This is a genomic window from Marinomonas sp. THO17, assembly GCF_040436405.1.
Classification (GTDB): domain Bacteria; phylum Pseudomonadota; class Gammaproteobacteria; order Pseudomonadales; family Marinomonadaceae; genus Marinomonas.
This window is the reverse complement of record NZ_AP031575.1, coordinates 3,059,055-3,078,906: the sequence shown is the minus strand read 5'-3', so window position 1 is coordinate 3,078,906 and position 19,852 is coordinate 3,059,055. Positions and strand designations below refer to the sequence as shown.

Genomic DNA, 19,852 nt, shown 5'->3' with positions numbered 1-19,852 from the left:
ATTATGATTAAAATACCGGCGATTAATGCTAATGATTCTCATAATCAAAAATAACTTAAGGATGTTGTAAATGAATTCATTGTTCCGCTTAACCCCTGTTTCACTAGCAGTAACGCTTTCACTCTTTAGCATGGTGGGCTATGCTGAAGACATTGGCACCATTGTGGTTGAAGGTGATACCGAAGAACAAAGCTCCACTGCAAATAACTTTTCCTATGTCAGTGATGTGGCGCAAACCGCAACCAAATCGGATGAAGAAATCGTTAAAATCCCCCGCGCCGTCTCCGTGGTAACCCAAGAACAAATGGACGATCGCGCGCCCATCAGTATTTCTGATGCCTTGCAATATACTCCCAGCATCCAAACCAATTTCTACGGTGAAGACAATAAACAAGATTGGTTTGTGGTGCGTGGCTTTGCCCAAGCCAATAATGGCTTGTATCAAGATGGCACACGCCTTTATTCGTCTGGCTTCTATAGCTGGCAAATCGATCCCTTCATGCTAGAACGCATCGAGATTTTACGTGGCCCTGCGTCAACCCTAAACGGCCAAACACCACCTGGTGGTGTTATCAATGTGATCAGTAAACGAGCCCAATTGGATGAAGACTTTGGCTCTGTGACGGGTTCCGTTGGCTCCTACGACCGCAAAGAAATCAACCTAGACGTAAACAAGGTGCTCAACGATAAGATGGCGTTCCGCATGGTGGCCCTCACCCGTGAGAACGGCACTAAGGTGGATGGCGTGGAAGCTGAACGTACCTTATTGGCACCTTCCTTGGCTTGGCAAATCAGCGACAAGACTAACTTAACCATTTTAGCCAGCTATCAGAAAGACGATTCCGATCCTTATGTTCAATTTTTACCTACAGAGGGAACCTTAACATCTAATACAAATGGTACTATCGATTACGATACGGCACTGGGTAACCCTGACTGGGAAACCTTCCAACGGGAACAAACCTCGGTAGGCTATGAGTTGGAACACATTTTCAATGAAGATATGAAATTCCAACAGTCAGCGCGCTTTAGTCACATGGACATCAATTTACGCCAGATGTATTTCGTTGGCTATGCCAGTGATTTCGGCCTAGATTCAGACAGAGACACTATCGTAAGGGCCGCTTCTACAGCAGATGGTGATTCAGATTCCTTTAACATAGATAACCGCTTCATTTTCGACTTTACTACAGGGTCAATACAACACACCTTATTGACTGGTATTGATTACCAAAGCTTGAACATCAAAAACAAAGACTATGCAAGAGACCCTCTCGTAGCGGCGGGTGGAACTGGCACTGCTAACCTTCCTTTCAATATTTATAACCCTACCTACAGCAATAACCTCTTTTTACTCAACTCCAGCACCTTCGCATTATTAACAGACGACGACTTGGAAACCACCAAAACCAAAAATCGTCAGTTGGGTTTTTATGTTCAGGATAAAGCCGAATTAACAGAGCAACTGACCTTGTTAGCTGGCTTACGTTATGACGATGTCAGCAATAAAACCCATAATATTGATACGGAAACAAAAGCGGATGTGGACATTGACGCTTGGACCTCCAGTGTGGGCGCTTCCTACGATCTAGGTAATGGGGTTGTGACCTATGCTAATTTTGCCCAGTCCTTCACGCCGATCAATTCATTCTATGAAAACAATGATCCGGCCGATCCAGAACGGGCCGACAGTTACGAAGTTGGAGTAAAATTCAAACCACAAAACTTTGACGGTCAATTTGGTGTCGCTGCTTACCAGGTCACCAAGGAAAATCTCACCAGTGGTACCAGTGGCACGTCAAGCTTTCAGCAAATAGGCGAAGTACGTAACCGCGGCATCGAGTTTGAAGCTGTGGCCAACCTTAACCAAGCCTTTACTCTGGTGGGTACATTGAGTTTTGTCGATTCTGAAGTCACAGAAGATGATGATAGCTCGAAAGTAGGTAAAACCCCACAACAAATTGCTGACCAACTGGCGTCTGTATGGGGCAACTACCGCTTTATGGACGGCATTTTAGATGGCCTAAAAGTCGGTGCTGGCGTCCGCTACATAGGTGATTCTTATGGAGATAATAAAGAAACCATCAAGGTTCCCTCTTACACCTTATTTGATGCCATGGCGAATTACCAATGGAATGACTATAAATTCCAAGTAGTGGTGAAAAACCTGTTTGACAAAGAATATATTGCAACTTGTAATTCATTTACCGTTAGCAGCACTGATGATACTAATTCTTGCTATTACGGCGACAGCCGCAACATCATTGCGAGCGTGAGCTATGACTGGTAAGCAGCAAAGGCTGAGACACACACGGCCCATCGAGCCGTGTGTGTCTATTACCTCAGGCAGACAGGAAGTGAGCCTGTCTTCTGGTCGCCTTAGTGTGCGACCAGAAGGGCAAGGTCAAGCTGTGTTAGAGGTTTGTTCGCTTGCCAAGGATGAGCAGCTGCAAGGATTCGCACTGTTATTTGAAACTTGTCCTGAGCTTCGCTCTATTCAAGTCACAGAGGAATCCCTTGTTGGCGTTCAGTCTCTCATTCATCACCTTGAATCTGGGCAAGCCATACTATGGCGTGAGGCGGTTATGCAATGCTCAGAGCCTTGGTTACTACAACCAAGACCCACTTTCCCCCACAAACAGATATTAACTCAGGCGGGATATCACCCCATGCGCCCAGCAGCGCAACAAGGTGAACTATACCGTCGCTATATTCCTGAACTAAAACAAACCCTTCGCTTGTTAGGTTTGGATGTCGAATCCCATTTAGCCTTGTTTAACCAATGGCAAAACAGCGAGCGTGTGGCGGCCTTTTGGGACCAAAAAGGCAGTTTAGCAGAACATAAAGCGTATCTGCTGGAACAGACGGCCAATCCGAAAAATCAATTATTGATTGTCTGTTTAGACGATGAGCCATTTGCCTACATAGAAGCCTATTGGGCCAAAGAAGATCGCATCGCGCCTTATTATCCGGTTGGCGACTATGATCGTGGCATTCACATGCTAGTCGGCGAAGAAAAACATCGTGGCGCACACAAGGTGGCAGCTTGGTTACCTTCCGTGTGCCATTACCTTTACTTAAATGATCCAAGGACAGCAAAGATCGTCAGCGAGCCAAGAGCGGATAACCATAAGATGATCGCTTATTTACAAAAATACGGGTTTGCCAAACTAAAAGAGTTCGACTTTCCCCATAAGCGTTCAGCCTTAATGTACCAGTTGAGAGACACTTTCTTCACGGATTGTTTTTAGGTGTATTGGGAGGAGATCCATCTGCTCATCTTAGCAAACTGGTTCTCAACCTCATTAAGCAAACAGTCCATTTTATAGCGAGCCAACGTAAATACGAACATGAGGTGAATATGACAAACGAAATTAAGGAATATGACGTGCTTGGTATTGGTCTAGGACCTGCTAACCTGTCTATCGCCATCGCACTTGAGGAACAAGCTCAGAAAAGTCAGTTGAGTTATTGTTTCTTAGAACAAAAACCCCATTTTGAATGGCATGGCGGCATGCTATTGGATGGCACGCGTATGCAAATCTCATGTCTCAAAGATTTGGTGACGCTACGTAACCCAATGAGCCCTTACACCTTTGTAAATTATCTACATGCTCATAACAGACTCAATGCTTTTATCAATCTAGGCAGCCAACACCCTTCTCGCTTAGAGTTTAATGACTATCTTACTTGGGTGGCGCAACACTTTAGTGACCTTGTGCATTACGAACAAAAAGTCATCGATATTCAGCCCATAGAAGATGACAATGGAGAGGTCGCCAAAGTGAGAGTGACGGCGACCAATCAATACGGTGAAAAAACCGTCAGAGTAGCAAAAAACCTTATTCTTGGGATGGGAGGCGCAGCAAAACTTCCAGAACAGTTTAAGGGCCTTGAACATGCCAATGTATTGCATTCTTCAGGTTATAAAATGTGGCGTGACACTCACCTCCGTACCCTGCCCAGTGACGCCAAGTTAGCCGTGGTTGGGGCAGGACAAAGTGCCGCAGAAATTTTTGTTGATCTGTGTAATCAATTTGAACAAGGTGAAGTTCATATGATTAATCGTCGCTTTGCCTTACACCCTGCTGACGACAGCCACTTTGTTAACGAAATCTTTAACCCTGAGTTCACTGATCACATTTATTCTTGCAAAGAGTCTGAACGACAATCCATTCTCAATCATTTCAGTGGCACCAATTATTCGGTGGTCGACACAGAAGAGTTGCACGCCATTTATGAAAGACTCTACTTACAAAGAGTCACTGGGAAAGGACAGCATAAATACTTACGTTGTCACGATATTCAAGAAACTGTCAATAAAGACAATAAGGTGTCCATTCGCTTAAATGATCGAATCAATAATCAACAAAACTGGCAAGATTATGACGCCGTGATTCTCGCCACGGGTTATCGCTATGATGGTTTTAACCAAATGCTGAGTAAGATACAGCCTTTTATGGCAGTGTCACCTGTTGAGCGCAGCTATCGAATTCCTATGACCAAGCAATGCCATGTCAATGTCTTCTTACAAGGTTGTTGTGAATCTTCTCATGGTTTGAGTGACACACTACTTTCAGTATTAGCGGTTCGCTCAAAAGAAATCGTTGATGCTCTGCTTGATCGTAAATCTGCCAAGCCAAAAGAGGCATTAAGCGCTTAAGGAAGATGCGAATAAGTCTTCTGGACATCAGTCTTATCAGAGAAATGGCCTATCAAGGCAAGAGTGAGCAGGAATGTTAATACCTTTCAATCACTCTTAACACAGAGAGGGCGTTTCTCTGAAAGACCCGAAGGAGACCTACATGGATGTAGGGGGTTAGAGCAACGCAGGAGCAGGTTGCCGTAGTCAGTGGACTTGTTCGTACCTTCCTTAACAATAAGGCTAAACCAGCAAATGCCCTGAACAGGTCATTGTTCAGGGCATTTTTATGCCTCTTTTCAATTTACCCTCTCATACCATCCGCATAGAAAAATTGCCTAAAACACCCAGCATACATTAGAGTAAATACCCTCATTCACAGTGATCGAGAACCATTTTGCAAAAGAAAAAAGGCTTCGCCACCATCTCAGATGTAGCCAAACAGGCGAATGTTGGCAAAACCAGTGTGTCGCGATATTTAAATGGCGAACAGAATAAATTATCTGAGCAAATGATTGATAAAATCGCCTCTGCTATCAAGCTGTTGGACTACCGCCCCAATCACTCTGCACGGATGCTAAAAGCAGGACAATCCAAACTGATTGGTCTGTTATTAGCAGATGTAACTAACCCCTATTCCATTGATGTGTTACAGGGCATTGAAGATGTCTGTCGTCAACAGGGTTATATGTTGATGGTGTGTAATACGAATAATCAACAGGACCTACAGACACAATATTTAACTTTACTAGAGGCGCATCGTGTCGATGGCCTAATTGTGAACACAGCAGGCATGACACCGAAACAAGTCAGCCATTTTCAGAAGCTAAGTTGTCCTTTGGTACTGGTAGACAGAATCAATACTTCTCTTGGTTATGATTCCGTGGGATTAGATAATCACCAAGCCGTTACTCAGGCTTGCCAGCATCTCGTCAGGGAATCTTATGATGCTCTGTTGGTGATTACAGAATCATTGGAAGTTGAGCCAAGACAAGCACGCGTGGACGCCATCAGTGAATTCTGTAAACAAAACACCAGACTCCAATATCAAGTATTTGAAACGGATAAAATGTGTGTTGATTCCATCGCACAAACCATCACCACATTCATGACAGCATTCCCCCAACAAAAGAAAGCCATCTTCACCACCAACGGCGTGGCCATGATGAGCACTGCAAAAGCCCTAAAGGCTCTTAATCTACAAATTCGCCGTGACATTGGTTTAATTGGCATTGATGATCCCGAGTGGGCGCAACTTTTTGAAGGCGGTATCACAGTTATGCGCCAACCTTCCAAAATCATAGGCAAAACCGCCTGCGAGCGCTTGTTAAGTCGCATTCAAGGCAATCAAGAAGCACCACTATACTTAACTCTTAACGCTGAACTCATTATTCGAGAATCCACCTAAAACAACCGTCTGGAAGTGCAAAGCAACATCACTAGGATTGCATATGGAACCGGTTCCATTTATATTCATTTACCGAGAGTGCCCCAAATAATCATAAAAAAGTCTCAATGGAGTAACACATGAAAAAGTTCATTACCTTGCTTACTACTGCTGCCGCTATGATGCTTGCTGGCTGCAGTGATGATTCATCACAATCCGATGTCATTAAACTCGTGGCGGCTCACAACCAAACGAACATCTCAAACCCTTATCAAATAGGCATGCTAAAACTCAAAGAAGTTGCCGACCAATCCGGGCTTTTTGATGTCGAGGTTCATGCGGGCACGATAGGCACTAATGAAAATGAGCTGGTTGAAAAATTGGTTCTTGGCGGTGCTGATATGGTGTTGGTATCACCTGGCTTCATGACATCTTCGGGAATTGATGAAGTGGACCTATTCTCTCTCTTATACCTATTCGATAACTATCAGCACTGGGAAAAGGTAGTTGACGGAGAAGTTGGTACTAAGATGGCTAATATCATCCATCAGAAATCAGGTGAAAAATATCGTGTTGCCGCTTATTGGACGGCTGGGGTAAGACATTGGTATGGCAAGCAAGCCGTCAATTCGTTTGCCGATCTCGAGGGCTTGAAAATCCGCACCCAAACATCAGGAGTAGTCTCGCAGTATTGGCAAGACATTGGCGCAGTGCCAACATCCGTTGCTTGGGCTGAGTTATATCAAGCATTATCTAGTAATGTAGTTGATGCTGCCGAAAATGCTTACCCTTATTTTATCCCTATGGAACATCATAAAACCGATAATGGTAAGTTCATTTCAGAAACCGGTCATGACTACACAACGCGTTTACTATTAGTAAGAAATTCAGTTTGGGAAAACTTTACGGATGAGCAGCGTGTTGAGTTCGAAAAGGCGGTAAAAGCAGCAACGCAAGCTGAAAGACAAGCGCTTTATAATGAAGAATCGAACTATAAACAGCAAGCCATTAATGATGGTGCTGTGGTCAATAGTTTGAATCGCACACCTTTCATAGAAAAAGCGGTTACCATTCAGAATGAATGGGCTAAAGAACATAATATGACCGATATTGTTGCCACTATTCGTGCAGCAAAATAAATACCCCCTCACTCTGGCCAGCAAACTGGTCAGAGTGACTGAGTGACTTCTAGGTAACTGTTATGAATACTCTTACTCGTATTATGGCCCACCTACAAATATCCCTAGGGGTTCTTTGTCTTGTTATATTCCTGCTTGCAACCTTGGTTCAAGTAAGTACTCGCTATCTAGGTATCTCCGTTCTTTGGACAGAAGAAATTGCTGTCAACGCCTTTATATGGGCTATGTTTCTCGGCGCTTCGGTCATGGTGAAAGAGAAGCAACATTTTGGCTTTAATGCCATATCAAATAAGTTAACCGGCATTAAAGGTTGCTATCTCAGCTTATTCCAAAATCTTTGCATGCTAACTTTTTGTGTCTTCTGTGCCATTTATAGTATTGAAATCACTCAAGTTTTCTGGAATTCACGGTGGATTAGTATCCCCGAGTTTAAACAAGGTTATGTTTGGTTAATCATGCCAATCACCTTCATCAGCTCAGGTGTATATCTCATACAGCAAATTCTTGAGGAGCTTCAGCCTTTCTTTAAGGGGAAATCATGGAACTCGCAATAATAACCTTGCTTTTCATTGCCCTCATCTTTATCGGTATTCCAATCGCTTTTTCCATTGGTATTACCGCTTTAGTGGGGATTGTAACCATGACGAGCGCGCCAACTACCATGATTCCAATGAAAATGTTTTATGGACTTAATTCTTATGTCTTGCTGGCGGTGCCATTGTTTGTTCTTACCGCCAATATCATGAACAGTGGGCAAATTTCTCACCGCCTAATCAATTTCTCCATTGCTCTTGTTGGCCGAAAACCCGGTGGTTTGGGGCATGCCAATGTTCTGGTATCCATGTTATTTGCAGGGGTGAGTGGCTCATCAACGGCAGATACTGCAGGGGTCGGTAAAATTTTAATCCCTAATATGATCAATAAAGGCTACAGTCGAGAAATGTCGGTTGGCGTCACCGCAGCGTCTTCCACCATTGGTGGCATTATACCGCCAAGTATCACCATGGTGATTTACGGTGGCTTAACCAATACTTCAGTAGGACAACTCTTCATTGGCGGCATGATCCCCGGTGTATTAATCGGTTTAGGAATGATGTTTGTGATCAGCCGCATTGCCATTCGCGACAATCTGCCCGCCATGCCTAAAATTTCTAAGTCCGAGTTTATCAAGCTGAGCAAAGATGCCATCCCCGCGATGATCACCCCATTGATAATTATCGGAGGCATTGTATTTGGTGTTTTTACGCCAACAGAAGCAGCGGCATTTTCAGCAATTTACGCTTTTTTAGTGAGTGTTTTTTATTATAAATCCATCAAACTAACAGACTTATTCGGTATTTTCAGTGAGACCTTAAAGCTCAGCTGTTTGTCTTTATTCGCTCTGGCAGCGGCGTCCGCGCTGGGTGAATTTCTTGGTTTTTATCGCATTAATGCCCTTGCTACGGATTTCTTTGGTCAACTGGGTGGGAGTGAATACCTATTCCTCTTTATCATAGTGCTATTCTTTTTGTTCATCGGCACTTTTATGGATGCAATTCCTGCCATGGTGCTCTTTGTACCAGTAGTGTATCCAGTCGCTTTGTCCTTGGGAGTGGATCCAATACAACTTGGCATTGTAATAATCATCACTCTTTCCATCGGCTTGGTAACTCCACCTTATGGTCTATGTTTGCTCATATCCAGCAACATTGGAGAGTTGCCAGTCGACCGTTCCTTCAACGCCGTTTTACCTTATATCCTAGTTATTTTATTTGTGTTGATTGGCATCATTTTTGTGCCAAGCCTCCTACTCGTCTAACAATAAAAAGGAGATTGCTCTTATGTCCCATTCCATCCCTAACTTTGTCACCATAGGTGAAGCCATGACCATGTTTGTGGCAGATACGCCGGGGGATTTATCCCAAGTAATGTCGTTTTCACGATCCCTTGCAGGAGCAGAAGTCAATGTGGCAATTGGTATGGCAAGACTGGGCTTTGATTCCACCTACATCACCAAAGTGGGCAAAGACAGCTTCGGTGACTTCATAAAACAATCGGTGCTAAAGGAAAACATTCAGACCAATCAGATATTAGAAAGCACAACCAATGCCACGGGCTTCATGCTGAAATCCAACGTCACTGATGGCAGTGACCCTAAGGTAGAGTATTACCGTGGTAACTCAGCCGCTTCAACTCTAAACGCCGACGACATTGATGGCCGTCTCTTTCAGCAACAACCTCACCTTCACCTTACGGGTGTGTCAGTTGCGGTTTCCGAAAGTCTTCGAAATGCCGCTAAGCAGGCATTAAAACTGGCTAAAGAACAAGCTTGCCGAGTCTCTTTTGACACCAATTTGCGCCCAGCCCTATGGCCTGACCAAGCTACCATGATTAGAGAAATCAATGACTTTGCTTTTGCTAGTGACATAGTTTTACCCGGCATTGAAGAAGGTAAAATCCTTACCGGCAGTGATCAGCCGGAAGCCATTGCTGACTTCTACTTACAAAGTGGCAGTCAAGCAGTGGTGGTAAAACTGGGCAGCAAAGGCGCATACTTTAAAACAGGTTCTGGCGAATCAGGCACTGTGGCAGGTTTCCCAGTGAATAAAGTCGTTGATACCGTTGGAGCCGGTGACAGTTTTGCTGTGGGTGTCATTTCTGCATTATTGGATGGCCTTGATATGACTCAAGCAGCCCGTCGTGGTAATTTGCTCGGCTCTTTAACCGTTCAGGTGCGTGGGGACAGTGAAGGTTTACCGACCAGAAATCAACTAAACAGATTAGAAAAAGTGGATTGCTATGAAGCCTAAAGTATTGCTCTACAAACCCCTTCCAGATGACCAACGACAGCGACTGGCAACTCACTTTGATCTGGCCGAATTTGATGGTTTTCACCCTGATAATGAGGTCGAGTTTTTAACTGCGCTAAGACAAGCTGAAGGAATCATTGGCGGCTCTGGTATAAAGTTGACAACAGAACACCTTGCACAAGCTATCAATCTTAAAGTCGCTTCGACTATTTCCGTTGGTACAGATCAGTATGACCTAGATTATCTCGCACGCCGAAATATCCCAGTAATGCACACCCCTGGCGTGCTCAATGAAACCACTGCCGACACCCTGTTTGCTTTGCTTATGTGTACTGCTCGACGCACCCTTGAGCTGTCTAACATGGTAAAGGAAGGCCGTTGGAAACACACCATAGGCCCTGAGCTATATGGCACAGATGTCAACGGCAAAACCCTTGGTATTATTGGCATGGGACGGATCGGCCAAGCTTTAGCCAAGCGCGCGCATCTAGGTTTTGACATGAAGATTCAATACGCTAATCGTCATCGTAATCCGCAAGCGGAACAAGCCTACAAAGCACAATATATGGACATTGATACCTTACTGGCTCAGTCTGATTTTGTCTGTGTAATGACGCCGCTAACCGCCGAAACAGAAGGTCTGATTGGGGCAAGGGAATTTGCTTTAATGAGACCAGACAGTATCTTTATTAACGGTTCCAGAGGCAGAGTCATAGACGAAGCCGCTCTAATAGAAGCCCTTCACAACAAGCAAATTCGTGCGGCGGGATTGGATGTTTTCCACCAAGAACCCTTACCAGCTGATTCACCATTGTGCCAGTTGGACAATGCTGTGCTCTTTCCGCACATTGGCTCAGCAACAGTAGAAACTCGTCATAAAATGATCATTTGTGCCATCGACAATCTGATCCATGCCATGTCAGGCGACCTTTCAAAAAATTGTGCCAATGGTCATTTGCTTAAAGAATGATCACTTGCTTGAAAGCAGCAATAGGTTCACTGATGGCGATGCGGTAGGTGAACAATAAAAGTCTGCAACTTTTGTGCACACTGTGATGGATAACTTGCCGCGTCAGAGTCAGGCCGAGTACAATCTGCGACAACATTTGGCTTTATTTGTAGAAGGAACACTTCTTGACCACCTTAACCAAGGCTTTAAGCGCATTAGCAGAATTTTGTCAGCAATCCGGCTCATCTAACGCCATCACCTTTCATCGAGGTGTCGAACGAGAAGCCTTGCGAGTACAAGCGTCAAATGGCCGTATTTCTCATCAAGCTCATCCTAAAAGCCTGGGTTCGACCCTGACCCATAGCGCCATCACCACGGACTATTCTGAAGCGTTAATGGAGTTTATTACGCAAGTTCATCCTAGTGTAGAAGGGGTAATCCAAGAACTGGAAGACATTCATCATGTGGTCAATCATGAGCTGGGTCAGTTGGATGAAGTCTTATGGCCCGCCAGCATGCCGTGTTTCTTAGAGGGCAACGAGGATGTGCCGATCGCCTATTATGGCGAGTCCAACACAGGTAAGTTAAAGCGAGTGTATCGAGAAGGCCTGTCCAATCGATATGGTCGCATTATGCAATGCATCGCGGGCATGCATTATAACTTTTCCTTCGACAATCACTTCTGGCAATTCTTAGCGAACTACAAAGGGCGAGAAAATTTAACTACTGCAGAGCAACAGAAGTTTCAATCTGACAGTTACTTCGCGTTAATCCGTAATTTCCGTCGCAACTCTTGGCTTTTATCCCTTCTGTTTGGCGCTTCACCCGCCATCGACAGCAGTTTTTTACCAAGCAAGCCCAGCAGTCTAGAAGAACTGAGGGATCACACCTGGTATGGCCCTCAAGCAACGTCATTGCGCATGAGTGACTTAGGTTATCAAAATAAGGCTCAAGCGGATTTATATGTGTGCTACAACGAAGTGGATACTTACATCAGCACCATAAAGAAAGCCCTACAGACGCCTTATCAAAAATATCAGGATATAGGCACAAAAGTGAATGGGCAATATCGCCAGTTAAACACCAATTTGCTGCAAATTGAAAACGAGTACTACAGTGACATTCGTCCCAAAAGGGTCACTCGATCAGGTGAACACCCCAGTGCCGCCTTGCAATCTCGTGGCGTCGAATACATAGAAGTACGCATTATGGACTTGGATCCATCTTCTCCTATCGGTATGCAAGCCTCTACCTTGTATTTTATTGACGTCTTTTTGTTGTTTTGTATGTTGCGAGGAGACGAACGATTGGATGCAGAAGAATGCAACAAGCTGCGTTCTTTACAACAACAGATTGCCGCTCACGGCCGAGATTTACAGAAAGACTTTGACTTTGGCCATGGGCCTGTCAAGTTGGCAGATAAAGCAAATAATGTATTGGAAGCGCTGGAAGAAGTGGCGCATTTCCTAGTGTCACAAACGGGTAATATGGCTTATCTTGAAGCCGTACAGCAACAGAAAGAAAAACTGAAAGATGCCAGTAAGTTACCTTCCGCGCAACTCTTACAGCTATGCCAGCAACATAATGGTTATCACGCCGCCATGTTAAAGCTGTCAAAACAACAACAATCACAATGGCTGGCTCAACCTCTATCAAGGCAATTGCTACAGACGTATGCAGAACAAGCCACTGCCTCAATTGCAGAGCAACAACGTCTTGAAGCAATAGAAGAAATGCCGTTTGACGACTTTCTGATAGGCTATCTAGAACCTCAATAAAAACCGACCAAACAAAGCATAGGGAGCGATAAGTTAGTGTTTTTCAGACCCTAGTGAACGCTTCCTTAGCCTGTCATGACTTGATTGCGCCCTGCCCCTTTGGCTTCATACAACAAACGATCCGCTCTTTTGACAATGCTTTTGCTGTCATCCCCTGCTTGAATCGCTGTCACCCCCAAACTGATGGTAATCTTGGGCAAATTCTCCACTTTAAGCTGCGCTATATATTGTCGCAATTCTTCAGCTTTTTTCGCAGCGGATGTCAGATCTGCTTGCCTCATTAATACAACAAACTCTTCGCCACCAAGACGAAACACACTATCACGGGGTGAGTGCAATTTAGAGTTTAATGCTGCCACCAGCTTTTTGAGCACTTGATCCCCTATATCGTGCCCATAGGTGTCATTGATTTTTTTAAAATGATCCACATCGATTAATAACATGGCAAACTGATAACCTTGTTCTGCTAAAGCAAACACTTGCTGAATTTGCTCATCCCACTTATGTAGATTAAATGCGCCTGTTAACTTGTCTCGGGTAGCCAATTCAATTAAGCGACTTTCCACCTGTTGACGGCTGTCTAATTCAGAAGACAAACGTCCCATGAGTGTTTGCAGATCTTTTTCCAGCTCATCCAATTCGTCTTTGCCATATTGCCTTTGTGCGCCTTGTTCAGGATCAATCGAAATGGCGCGATGAAGGTGCTGAATCTTGCCACGTAATGACCAAACTCGACGACGAAAAGACACAATAATATAAAGTGTTAAATACAAACCTATAGCAAAAGCTGACATACCTAATATGGCGTTCACTACCACAAAATGCTGTTCTTGTTCCTCGACCTTATTGCTAACACTCATCACCAGCTTGTCTATCATTATCAATAATCTATCTGTTTCAGCCTCTAACTGATTGTCTTGATCTTCAATATCCCGCCACGCAGCTAACTCTATACTGGATTGTTGAAAGACTGGCATGATGGCGTATTCATAGGCCAAACGATGTTTATGAAGCTTACGAATCTGCTCCATTAGTGTTTGATGTTGCTCTATGTGTAGACGAATATTGCCCAGCGCTAATGCGTTTAACAGGATTTTTTCTGCTTTTTCTAACTGCTCTGTTAAACCTTGACTAAAACGGAGAAAACTTGCCTCTATATCAGTGATACTGGCACGACTGAATCTAATAACAGGTGCGGTCGCCTGACGCTGTTGTAAACGCAAAGATTCTACCAATAAATCTTGCTTGAGCTGCAACATCTCTATGTCTGCTATGACCTCTAATAACGGAATATCAATCTCAGCCACTTCTTTCATATTCCAATAAATACGTTGAGATTGAATAGCAGAATATAAAATAACTACAAACAGGAAGGACAAGAGAATGAAGGCAAGACCACCTACTTTCTTCGTCATGGAGACACTAAACCAATTAAACATAAACATCTTTTGTGTGTTATAAATGAAGTGAAAAGCATAGAACATACATAAGAAAGTTACGAATAAGAGGGAATTATTCAAAGGTTGATGCCAGTGAGCTTGTTCGTACTTTCCTCGACTTATCTTAGACCATGCATTGCTTAAGCAACAAACAAAATGTTAAAGAGGAATATAGCGCTGACTTACATCACTTCTAAAAAACGCCTCTGCCTTCTATTATGTTGCTTGTTCAGCCAAATCACTTGGGCAAACTCAACATTCACCATAGTGTTTGATGCTGAGATGCCAATCATTAATGACGAAGAAAGTGGCAGCTATGCTCAACTTGCCTATCTGATTGATCAACAAAGACAGCAGAAAACCCAAGTTGCCTTCATTTTTGGTGGTGAAAGTTTGGGGCCAAGTTTGCTTTCATCAATGGATAAAGGCTCTCATATAATAGATTTACTAAACAGTCTCAGCCCAAGCGCAATGGGCGTATCAAAGCGTGAATTCAGCTATCAAGAAGACGAATTGACAATACGCTCTTATGAAGCGGCCTTTCCTATTGTGTCTAGCAACCTTTATGATCCGCTTACTCAAGAGCCTTATCTAGAAGGTACTCAACCTTCTGTTATTCTATCTCAAGGTGCGGTAACACTAGGATTTATGTCCATACTTGACCCCAGTGTTGCTAAAAAGTATCCAACCGATCGAATAAAGATTCAAAAGGTGGAAAATGCCATTCGTAACCAAGCCAGCTTACTCAGAAAACAAAATGCTGATCTCATCGTGCTGCATTACTCCACCTACAAGCCTCTAATCAATCAACTCTTGCAAGAAGGTGTCATTGATATAGGCTTGCTTAAAGACCAAAACTTTCATTTATCTCCTCACTATGAGGATAAAAAACACCCGCGCAACTTTATCATTCAACAAAAAAATCAGGCCTTAGTATTAGACCTTAAGCTGGGCGACCAGCCAGCAGACAATAAGATCCAAGTTACTGCAACCTCGGTGGATTTGACACAGTTACCACCAGACCCCAAAGTGTTTCGACAAGAACAAGAATACGATGATCGCCTGAATGCCTTTTTATCACGTAAGGTTGGCATCACCAAAAACCCTATTGATTTGACCAGACAAAAGGTCCGAACAGCAGAAAACGGCTTTACCAATTATGTTGCCGATGTTTTAAAGCAATATACCGAAGCCGATATTAGTTTGATTAACAGCGGCACATTTCGGGGGAATGTAGTCTATCCTGCAGGGAGTCAACTCAGCATAAAAGACATTCGCAACATGATGCCTTATCGAAATAGACCGGTATTAGTGGAAGCCACAGGGCAACAGATATTAGACGCAATTGAACATGGTTTAACAGGACTGGAAAATGTTAGCGGACAATTCCTACAAGTGTCAGGACTGGAAATCCATTATCGTAGCAGCAGACCAGCAGGACAAAGACTGATCACAACCCGTTTCAATGGTCGACCTATTGATCCAACCCTAACATACAAAGTGGCCACTTTAGACTATCTTCTTGAAGGCGGAGACGGTTTTAACATGTTCCGAACAAATAGGCTTCTGGACTATAAAAAGCCTGCCAGTTTAATATTGGCCGATGTGATTCTTGAACACATAGAAAAAGAAAAAATCATTGCACCAAAAGTAGATGGTCGCTTGCAAGATTTACCCTAATTTCAGCTGAGGAGTGTGAAGTGAATTGGCAGCAAAAATTAACCTTGAGAAAGCAATTCGGCTTGCTCATTTTGGTGGTTATTTTGTTGTTTATAGCAGTGGGGTATGCCTTACAAACCAAACTCGATAGTACCCAGCAAATACTTCACGAACTCACAGAACAAGCTTTACCCTCTATGGCAGAGGCCAGTGAAAGAGCCATTCTATCAACTGAACTGTTTCTCGCCATTGAACAATTTACTCAAGCCAGTAACCCGGCTTCACGTCGGATTGCCGATCAAGAAGTTCAAAATAAAATTAAGGAAACAGCCAATTTAGTTAATCAAGTCGATAAGGGGTCGACTGAAGTTCTCAAATTAAAAAGCCTCAAAGATGAAGTAGCCCAGCTGACACTGTTAATCGATCAAAAGCTCAATTTAGCTGAACAAATTCAAGAACGCTTAGAGCACATAAATCAATTGCAAGCATCCTCCGCGCAACTCTTCCTTGGAAACGACAATCTAAAAAACAGCATGTTACTCTGGCAATTAAACTTCAGCACTATCATAGCTAAGGCCTATCAGTCAGCCAATTCGAATCAACTTACGCAGTTATTGAACTTAGAGCAAGATATCCAATTATTATTAGACAGCATGCAAGCCTATGCACAAAAGCACCCTATTTATTTCTCCAATTTAAATACAATTAATACGCAATTACAGCAAGATCTGTTGTCCGATCAAGGACTCATTCGTCTTAGAACCGACTACCTTAGAGTCAGTGGTCGTAGTCGTGGTCGAGAGCATTTCATCCGTAATCTGATCGACGATTACAGCAATGTAAATGAGCAGATTGCCTTTAATGAGACTGCTAATCTAAAAGCTGAAGTGACAGAGTTGGCCGATGACTTATCCATGCAAAAAAGTTGGTTGGTTGGGGCTTTTATGATTTTTGTGGTCATGATAGGCATTATTTTACTTCACTATCAATGGGTTATTCACCGACTCAAGCGCCTGACCGAAAAGCTCAGTGGTATGAGCACAAATCACACCAAGCAACAAAAAAGTGTGGATGAAATTGATGAGCTTTTCCTTGCCTTTGAGGACTTTTCCAATACCATTAATATACAAACTCAACGTCTAGAAAGCCTGTCACTCACTGATAGTCTGACTTCTGTAGCAAACCGAAGAGCCTTTGATCAGAGATTAAGAGAAACACTAACACACGCTCAAGTGCTATCCATCTTGTTGATTGATGTGGATTATTTCAAACAATTTAACGACACCTATGGGCATTTAAAGGGTGATGAAGCCTTACAGAAAGTCGCTAGTAGCTTGCACCAAACGCTCTCTGGAGAAGCCTGTTTATTTGCTCGATATGGTGGCGAGGAGTTTGTCGCTATTTTGCCAAACCACAACATTGCCGATGCTAAAAACAAGGCTCAGCAGGCAATTCAAGCCATTCACGAATGTCAGATTGAGCATGCCAGCAGTCAGGTAAGTGACCGTATCAGCATTAGCCTTGGTTTGGTGACACGTCAAGCAAATCAACAGACTGATGCTGACACCTTAATGAGATTTGCCGATCAAGCCCTTTACTACTCAAAAGCACAAGGACGTAATCAAGCGACACATTTTGATGACATCAAAGCGGTCTAATGGCCGTTCAATGAAACCTGTCGAACTTGAATCGCTTTTAACAGCAGAACAAGTATAACCAGTGCTAGTGCCCCCAAAAATGCCCCGCTAAAGCCCACACTTGGCAAGCCAATGAGTAATATGGCTTGCCCACCGAGCAAAGCACCTGCCCCAATCCCTAGGTTAATGATGCCTGAGTACAGAGACATAATAATGTCCGCAGCACTGCTATCGACACTGAGTACCTTAATCTGCATACTCAAACCAATGATCATCATGGCCGCGCCCCAAAGCAAAATAGTAAAGATCAAGCCGTTGGCATGCTGGGCCACAAAATACAGTGCTAACATGCAAACAGAGGCCATGACAGCACTGATGACTAACATAAGTGTATTAGCACGATCACCAAACTGACTAAACAAGATACTGCCGCCAATCCCTGCGACGCCAAATAACAATAAGATAAGTGTGGTAAAGTGCTCACTCACAGCGCCAACTTGCTGTAAGAAAGGTTCAATATAACTGTATGCTGTGTAGTGGGCAGAAAAAATCACAAATATAAACAGATACATTCCCAACAAAATACGATTTCGGAACACCTCTGGTACCTTACTTAACGAACCGGAAAACAAACTCGGCAATTTAGGCAACAAACTGAGTAGAATCACAGCGACCACAAGGGCAACCAAGGTGATAACAGCGAAAGTGGCTCGCCAACCAAGTAACTGACCTATGATTCGTCCAGCAGGAACACCAAGCACCATAGCCAATCCAGTACCAGTTGCTAACACACTCAAGGCAAAGGTTTCTTTGCCCGGTGGCGCAACACGAATGGCAATGGACGCCGTAATCGACCAAAACACCGCGTGAGCAAAGGCGATACCAATACGACTCACTAGCAAGGCACCATAATTCCAAGCAAATACCGTTAATAAGTGACTGACGATAAAGAGCGTGAACAAAGCGAGCAGTAAGGTCTTACGCTCCATGTTGCGTGTCAGTAGCATCATAGGCAAAGACATGAGGGCGACAATCCAAGCGTATATGGTCAGCATCCAACCCACTTGAGCAGGCGCAATGGCAAAGCTCTCGGCAATATCCGTCAATAAACCCACAGGCACAAATTCCGTGGTGTTAAAAATAAAGGCACTAAAACCCAAAATAAACACACGAAGGTATTGGACACGGCGCGAAACCGTTTCCTCTAAAGGAGGTATAGCTGTCATGATTACTTAAGAAAAACCCATTGAAGAGAGAAGATCAAACGAGGCGCACATTGTCCATTTTTTCACCAATAAAGAAATAGGTAAATTATGGATTTTTTTGGCAAATCTTGATTTAAGATGAATTATAGAAACAAAAGCCAAATTTAAGTGGCTCGTCGCTCCACCATCAATTCCCAGAAGGCTGAAATCATAGGGTTTTTTAGGTTTTTCTGCAGAGTAAACAAACCAATATCATAAGGCGCTAATTCCGGTAGCACTGGCCAAATTTTTACCCTATCTTGCAAAGGGCTATTGTCTAATACGATTTTTGGCACCACACCAATACCAAACCCCAAACTCACCATACTTACAATGGCTTCATTGCCTGCCACTTGCGCGTATATTTTCGGACTGATGTTGTGCTGATAAAACCAATTATCAACACGATTTCGTGACACTCCAGCTTCGGACACTATCATAGGCACTTGTGCCCAAGCCTCAAACGATCCTGGCGGCACAGTCGGCACACTGGGTAAATGCTGTTCATTAGGCGCAATAAACACCAAGGGCGAAAAGGTAATGGGTTTAAACGCTAAGCTAGGATGCATATTGTCAGGACGCGCCGCAATAGTAAGATCTTCTTTACCGTCCAATATGCGGCTAATAGCATCATCAGGGTCCCCTGTGTGCAGCTTAATTTCAATACCTGGGTGAACTTGTCGAAAACGATTCAACAAATCAAACAAAAAGCTATAGCTTGCGGTGACCGAACAATAAATACTGATTTCACCGTGCAACTGATCAGAATTGTCTGACAACTCATGACGAATTAAACGCCATTGGCTGCTGGCTTCGCGGGCATACACTAAGAACTTTTTGCCTTCTTGCGTCAAAGTCACGGTGCGATTATCTCGGGCAAACAAAGCCACACCCACCTCTTCTTCTAATTGGCGAATGTTGCGCGACAAAGCAGAAATACTGATGTGACACTCTTCACTGGCACGGCCAAAATGCAGGCTTTCTGCCAGTGCTAAAAAGTGTTTAATGGCTTTACTATTCAAAACAAGGACCAAGCTTTTTCATAGACATAGGCATCATACTCTTTCGTTGCAAAAAATGGGACATTGTTTTGCAAATATATCAATTTACGAAAGAAAAAAACTTCACTAAAGTAGCCCCCATTGGTTACCAAGAGATAATGACTCGGGTAACACGAACAATCTATTCA

The 19,852-nt window shown here is 43.6% G+C and carries 15 protein-coding genes; 12 read left to right on the top strand and 3 right to left on the bottom strand.

Annotation, left to right across the window (positions count from 1 at the left end; genetic code table 11):
* The first annotated feature begins 70 nt into the window (after positions 1-70).
* The 10 genes from ABXS85_RS14650 to gshA all read left to right on the top strand — a co-directional run bounded on the left by ABXS85_RS14650 (position 71) and on the right by gshA (position 12,684).
* On the top strand, positions 71-2,290 hold the full coding sequence (locus tag ABXS85_RS14650; protein WP_353667265.1) for a TonB-dependent siderophore receptor: 2,220 nt from the start codon (positions 71-73) through the stop codon (positions 2,288-2,290).
* A gap of 40 nt (positions 2,291-2,330) precedes the next feature.
* On the top strand, positions 2,331-3,251 hold the full coding sequence (locus ABXS85_RS14645) for a GNAT family N-acetyltransferase (RefSeq protein ID WP_353667264.1): 921 nt from the start codon (positions 2,331-2,333) through the stop codon (positions 3,249-3,251).
* A gap of 110 nt (positions 3,252-3,361) precedes the next feature.
* Positions 3,362-4,663: a SidA/IucD/PvdA family monooxygenase gene (locus ABXS85_RS14640; RefSeq protein ID WP_353667263.1), complete on the top strand. Its 1,302-nt coding sequence runs from the start codon at positions 3,362-3,364 to the stop codon at positions 4,661-4,663.
* 376 nt (positions 4,664-5,039) lie between these two features.
* Complete coding sequence (locus ABXS85_RS14635) at positions 5,040-6,050, top strand: LacI family DNA-binding transcriptional regulator (RefSeq protein WP_353667262.1); 1,011 nt, start codon at positions 5,040-5,042, stop codon at positions 6,048-6,050.
* Between the two features lie 119 nt (positions 6,051-6,169).
* Positions 6,170-7,168 (top strand): TRAP transporter substrate-binding protein, encoded by a 999-nt coding sequence (locus tag ABXS85_RS14630; RefSeq protein ID WP_353667261.1) that lies wholly within the window; start codon positions 6,170-6,172, stop codon positions 7,166-7,168.
* Between the two features lie 62 nt (positions 7,169-7,230).
* Positions 7,231-7,722, top strand: coding sequence for a TRAP transporter small permease (locus ABXS85_RS14625; protein ID WP_353667260.1), 492 nt, complete (start codon positions 7,231-7,233; stop codon positions 7,720-7,722).
* On the top strand, positions 7,707-8,966 hold the full coding sequence (locus ABXS85_RS14620; RefSeq protein ID WP_353667259.1) for a TRAP transporter large permease: 1,260 nt from the start codon (positions 7,707-7,709) through the stop codon (positions 8,964-8,966). The genes ABXS85_RS14625 and ABXS85_RS14620 overlap by 16 nt, the downstream gene beginning before the upstream one ends.
* 22 nt (positions 8,967-8,988) lie before the next feature.
* Positions 8,989-9,957 carry a sugar kinase gene (locus ABXS85_RS14615; RefSeq protein WP_353667258.1) on the top strand — a complete coding sequence of 323 codons (969 nt, stop codon included), beginning with the start codon at positions 8,989-8,991 and terminating at the stop codon, positions 9,955-9,957.
* A complete protein-coding gene (locus ABXS85_RS14610) occupies positions 9,947-10,927 on the top strand; it encodes a D-glycerate dehydrogenase (protein WP_353667257.1) in 981 nt (326 codons plus the stop codon). The genes ABXS85_RS14615 and ABXS85_RS14610 overlap by 11 nt, the downstream gene beginning before the upstream one ends.
* 164 nt (positions 10,928-11,091) lie before the next feature.
* Positions 11,092-12,684, top strand: a complete 1,593-nt coding sequence (gene gshA, locus ABXS85_RS14605) for a glutamate--cysteine ligase (RefSeq protein ID WP_353667256.1) — start codon at positions 11,092-11,094, stop codon at positions 12,682-12,684.
* Positions 12,685-12,749: 65 nt separating this feature from the next.
* Here the strand turns inward: gshA and ABXS85_RS14600 are convergent, their stop codons facing one another.
* Positions 12,750-14,099 (bottom strand): GGDEF domain-containing protein, encoded by a 1,350-nt coding sequence (locus tag ABXS85_RS14600; protein WP_353667255.1) that lies wholly within the window; start codon positions 14,097-14,099, stop codon positions 12,750-12,752.
* A gap of 306 nt (positions 14,100-14,405) precedes the next feature.
* Here ABXS85_RS14600 and ABXS85_RS14595 point away from each other — a divergent pair, with 306 nt between their 5' ends.
* Positions 14,406-15,803: a 5'-nucleotidase C-terminal domain-containing protein gene (locus ABXS85_RS14595; RefSeq protein WP_353667254.1), complete on the top strand. Its 1,398-nt coding sequence runs from the start codon at positions 14,406-14,408 to the stop codon at positions 15,801-15,803.
* A gap of 20 nt (positions 15,804-15,823) precedes the next feature.
* The gene (locus tag ABXS85_RS14590) at positions 15,824-17,440 is read left to right on the top strand and encodes a GGDEF domain-containing protein (RefSeq protein WP_353667253.1); all 1,617 of its coding nucleotides are present in this window, start codon (positions 15,824-15,826) and stop codon (positions 17,438-17,440) included.
* Here the strand turns inward: ABXS85_RS14590 and ABXS85_RS14585 are convergent.
* Positions 17,437-18,645 carry a sugar transporter gene (locus tag ABXS85_RS14585; RefSeq protein ID WP_353667252.1) on the bottom strand — a complete coding sequence of 403 codons (1,209 nt, stop codon included), beginning with the start codon at positions 18,643-18,645 and terminating at the stop codon, positions 17,437-17,439. The genes ABXS85_RS14590 and ABXS85_RS14585 overlap by 4 nt on opposite strands.
* Before the next feature lie 143 nt (positions 18,646-18,788).
* Positions 18,789-19,685: an HTH-type transcriptional activator IlvY gene (ilvY, locus tag ABXS85_RS14580; protein WP_353667251.1), complete on the bottom strand. Its 897-nt coding sequence runs from the start codon at positions 19,683-19,685 to the stop codon at positions 18,789-18,791.
* Between the last annotated feature and the right edge of the window lie 167 nt (positions 19,686-19,852).

Bases quoted from the DNA above. Each gene is read 5' to 3' on its own strand.
- ABXS85_RS14650 (WP_353667265.1), top strand. From the start codon at position 71: ATGAATTCATTGTTCCGCTTAACCCCTGTTTCACTAGCAGTAACGCTT.
- ABXS85_RS14640 (WP_353667263.1), top strand. From the start codon at position 3,362: ATGACAAACGAAATTAAGGAATATGACGTGCTTGGTATTGGTCTAGGA.
- ABXS85_RS14630 (WP_353667261.1), top strand. From the start codon at position 6,170: ATGAAAAAGTTCATTACCTTGCTTACTACTGCTGCCGCTATGATGCTT.
- ABXS85_RS14625 (WP_353667260.1), top strand. From the start codon at position 7,231: ATGAATACTCTTACTCGTATTATGGCCCACCTACAAATATCCCTAGGG.
- ABXS85_RS14620 (WP_353667259.1), top strand. From the start codon at position 7,707: ATGGAACTCGCAATAATAACCTTGCTTTTCATTGCCCTCATCTTTATC.
- ABXS85_RS14615 (WP_353667258.1), top strand. From the start codon at position 8,989: ATGTCCCATTCCATCCCTAACTTTGTCACCATAGGTGAAGCCATGACC.
- ABXS85_RS14610 (WP_353667257.1), top strand. From the start codon at position 9,947: ATGAAGCCTAAAGTATTGCTCTACAAACCCCTTCCAGATGACCAACGA.
- ABXS85_RS14600 (WP_353667255.1), bottom strand. From the start codon at position 14,099: ATGACGAAGAAAGTAGGTGGTCTTGCCTTCATTCTCTTGTCCTTCCTG.
- ABXS85_RS14595 (WP_353667254.1), top strand. From the start codon at position 14,406: ATGCCAATCATTAATGACGAAGAAAGTGGCAGCTATGCTCAACTTGCC.
- ABXS85_RS14585 (WP_353667252.1), bottom strand. From the start codon at position 18,645: ATGACAGCTATACCTCCTTTAGAGGAAACGGTTTCGCGCCGTGTCCAA.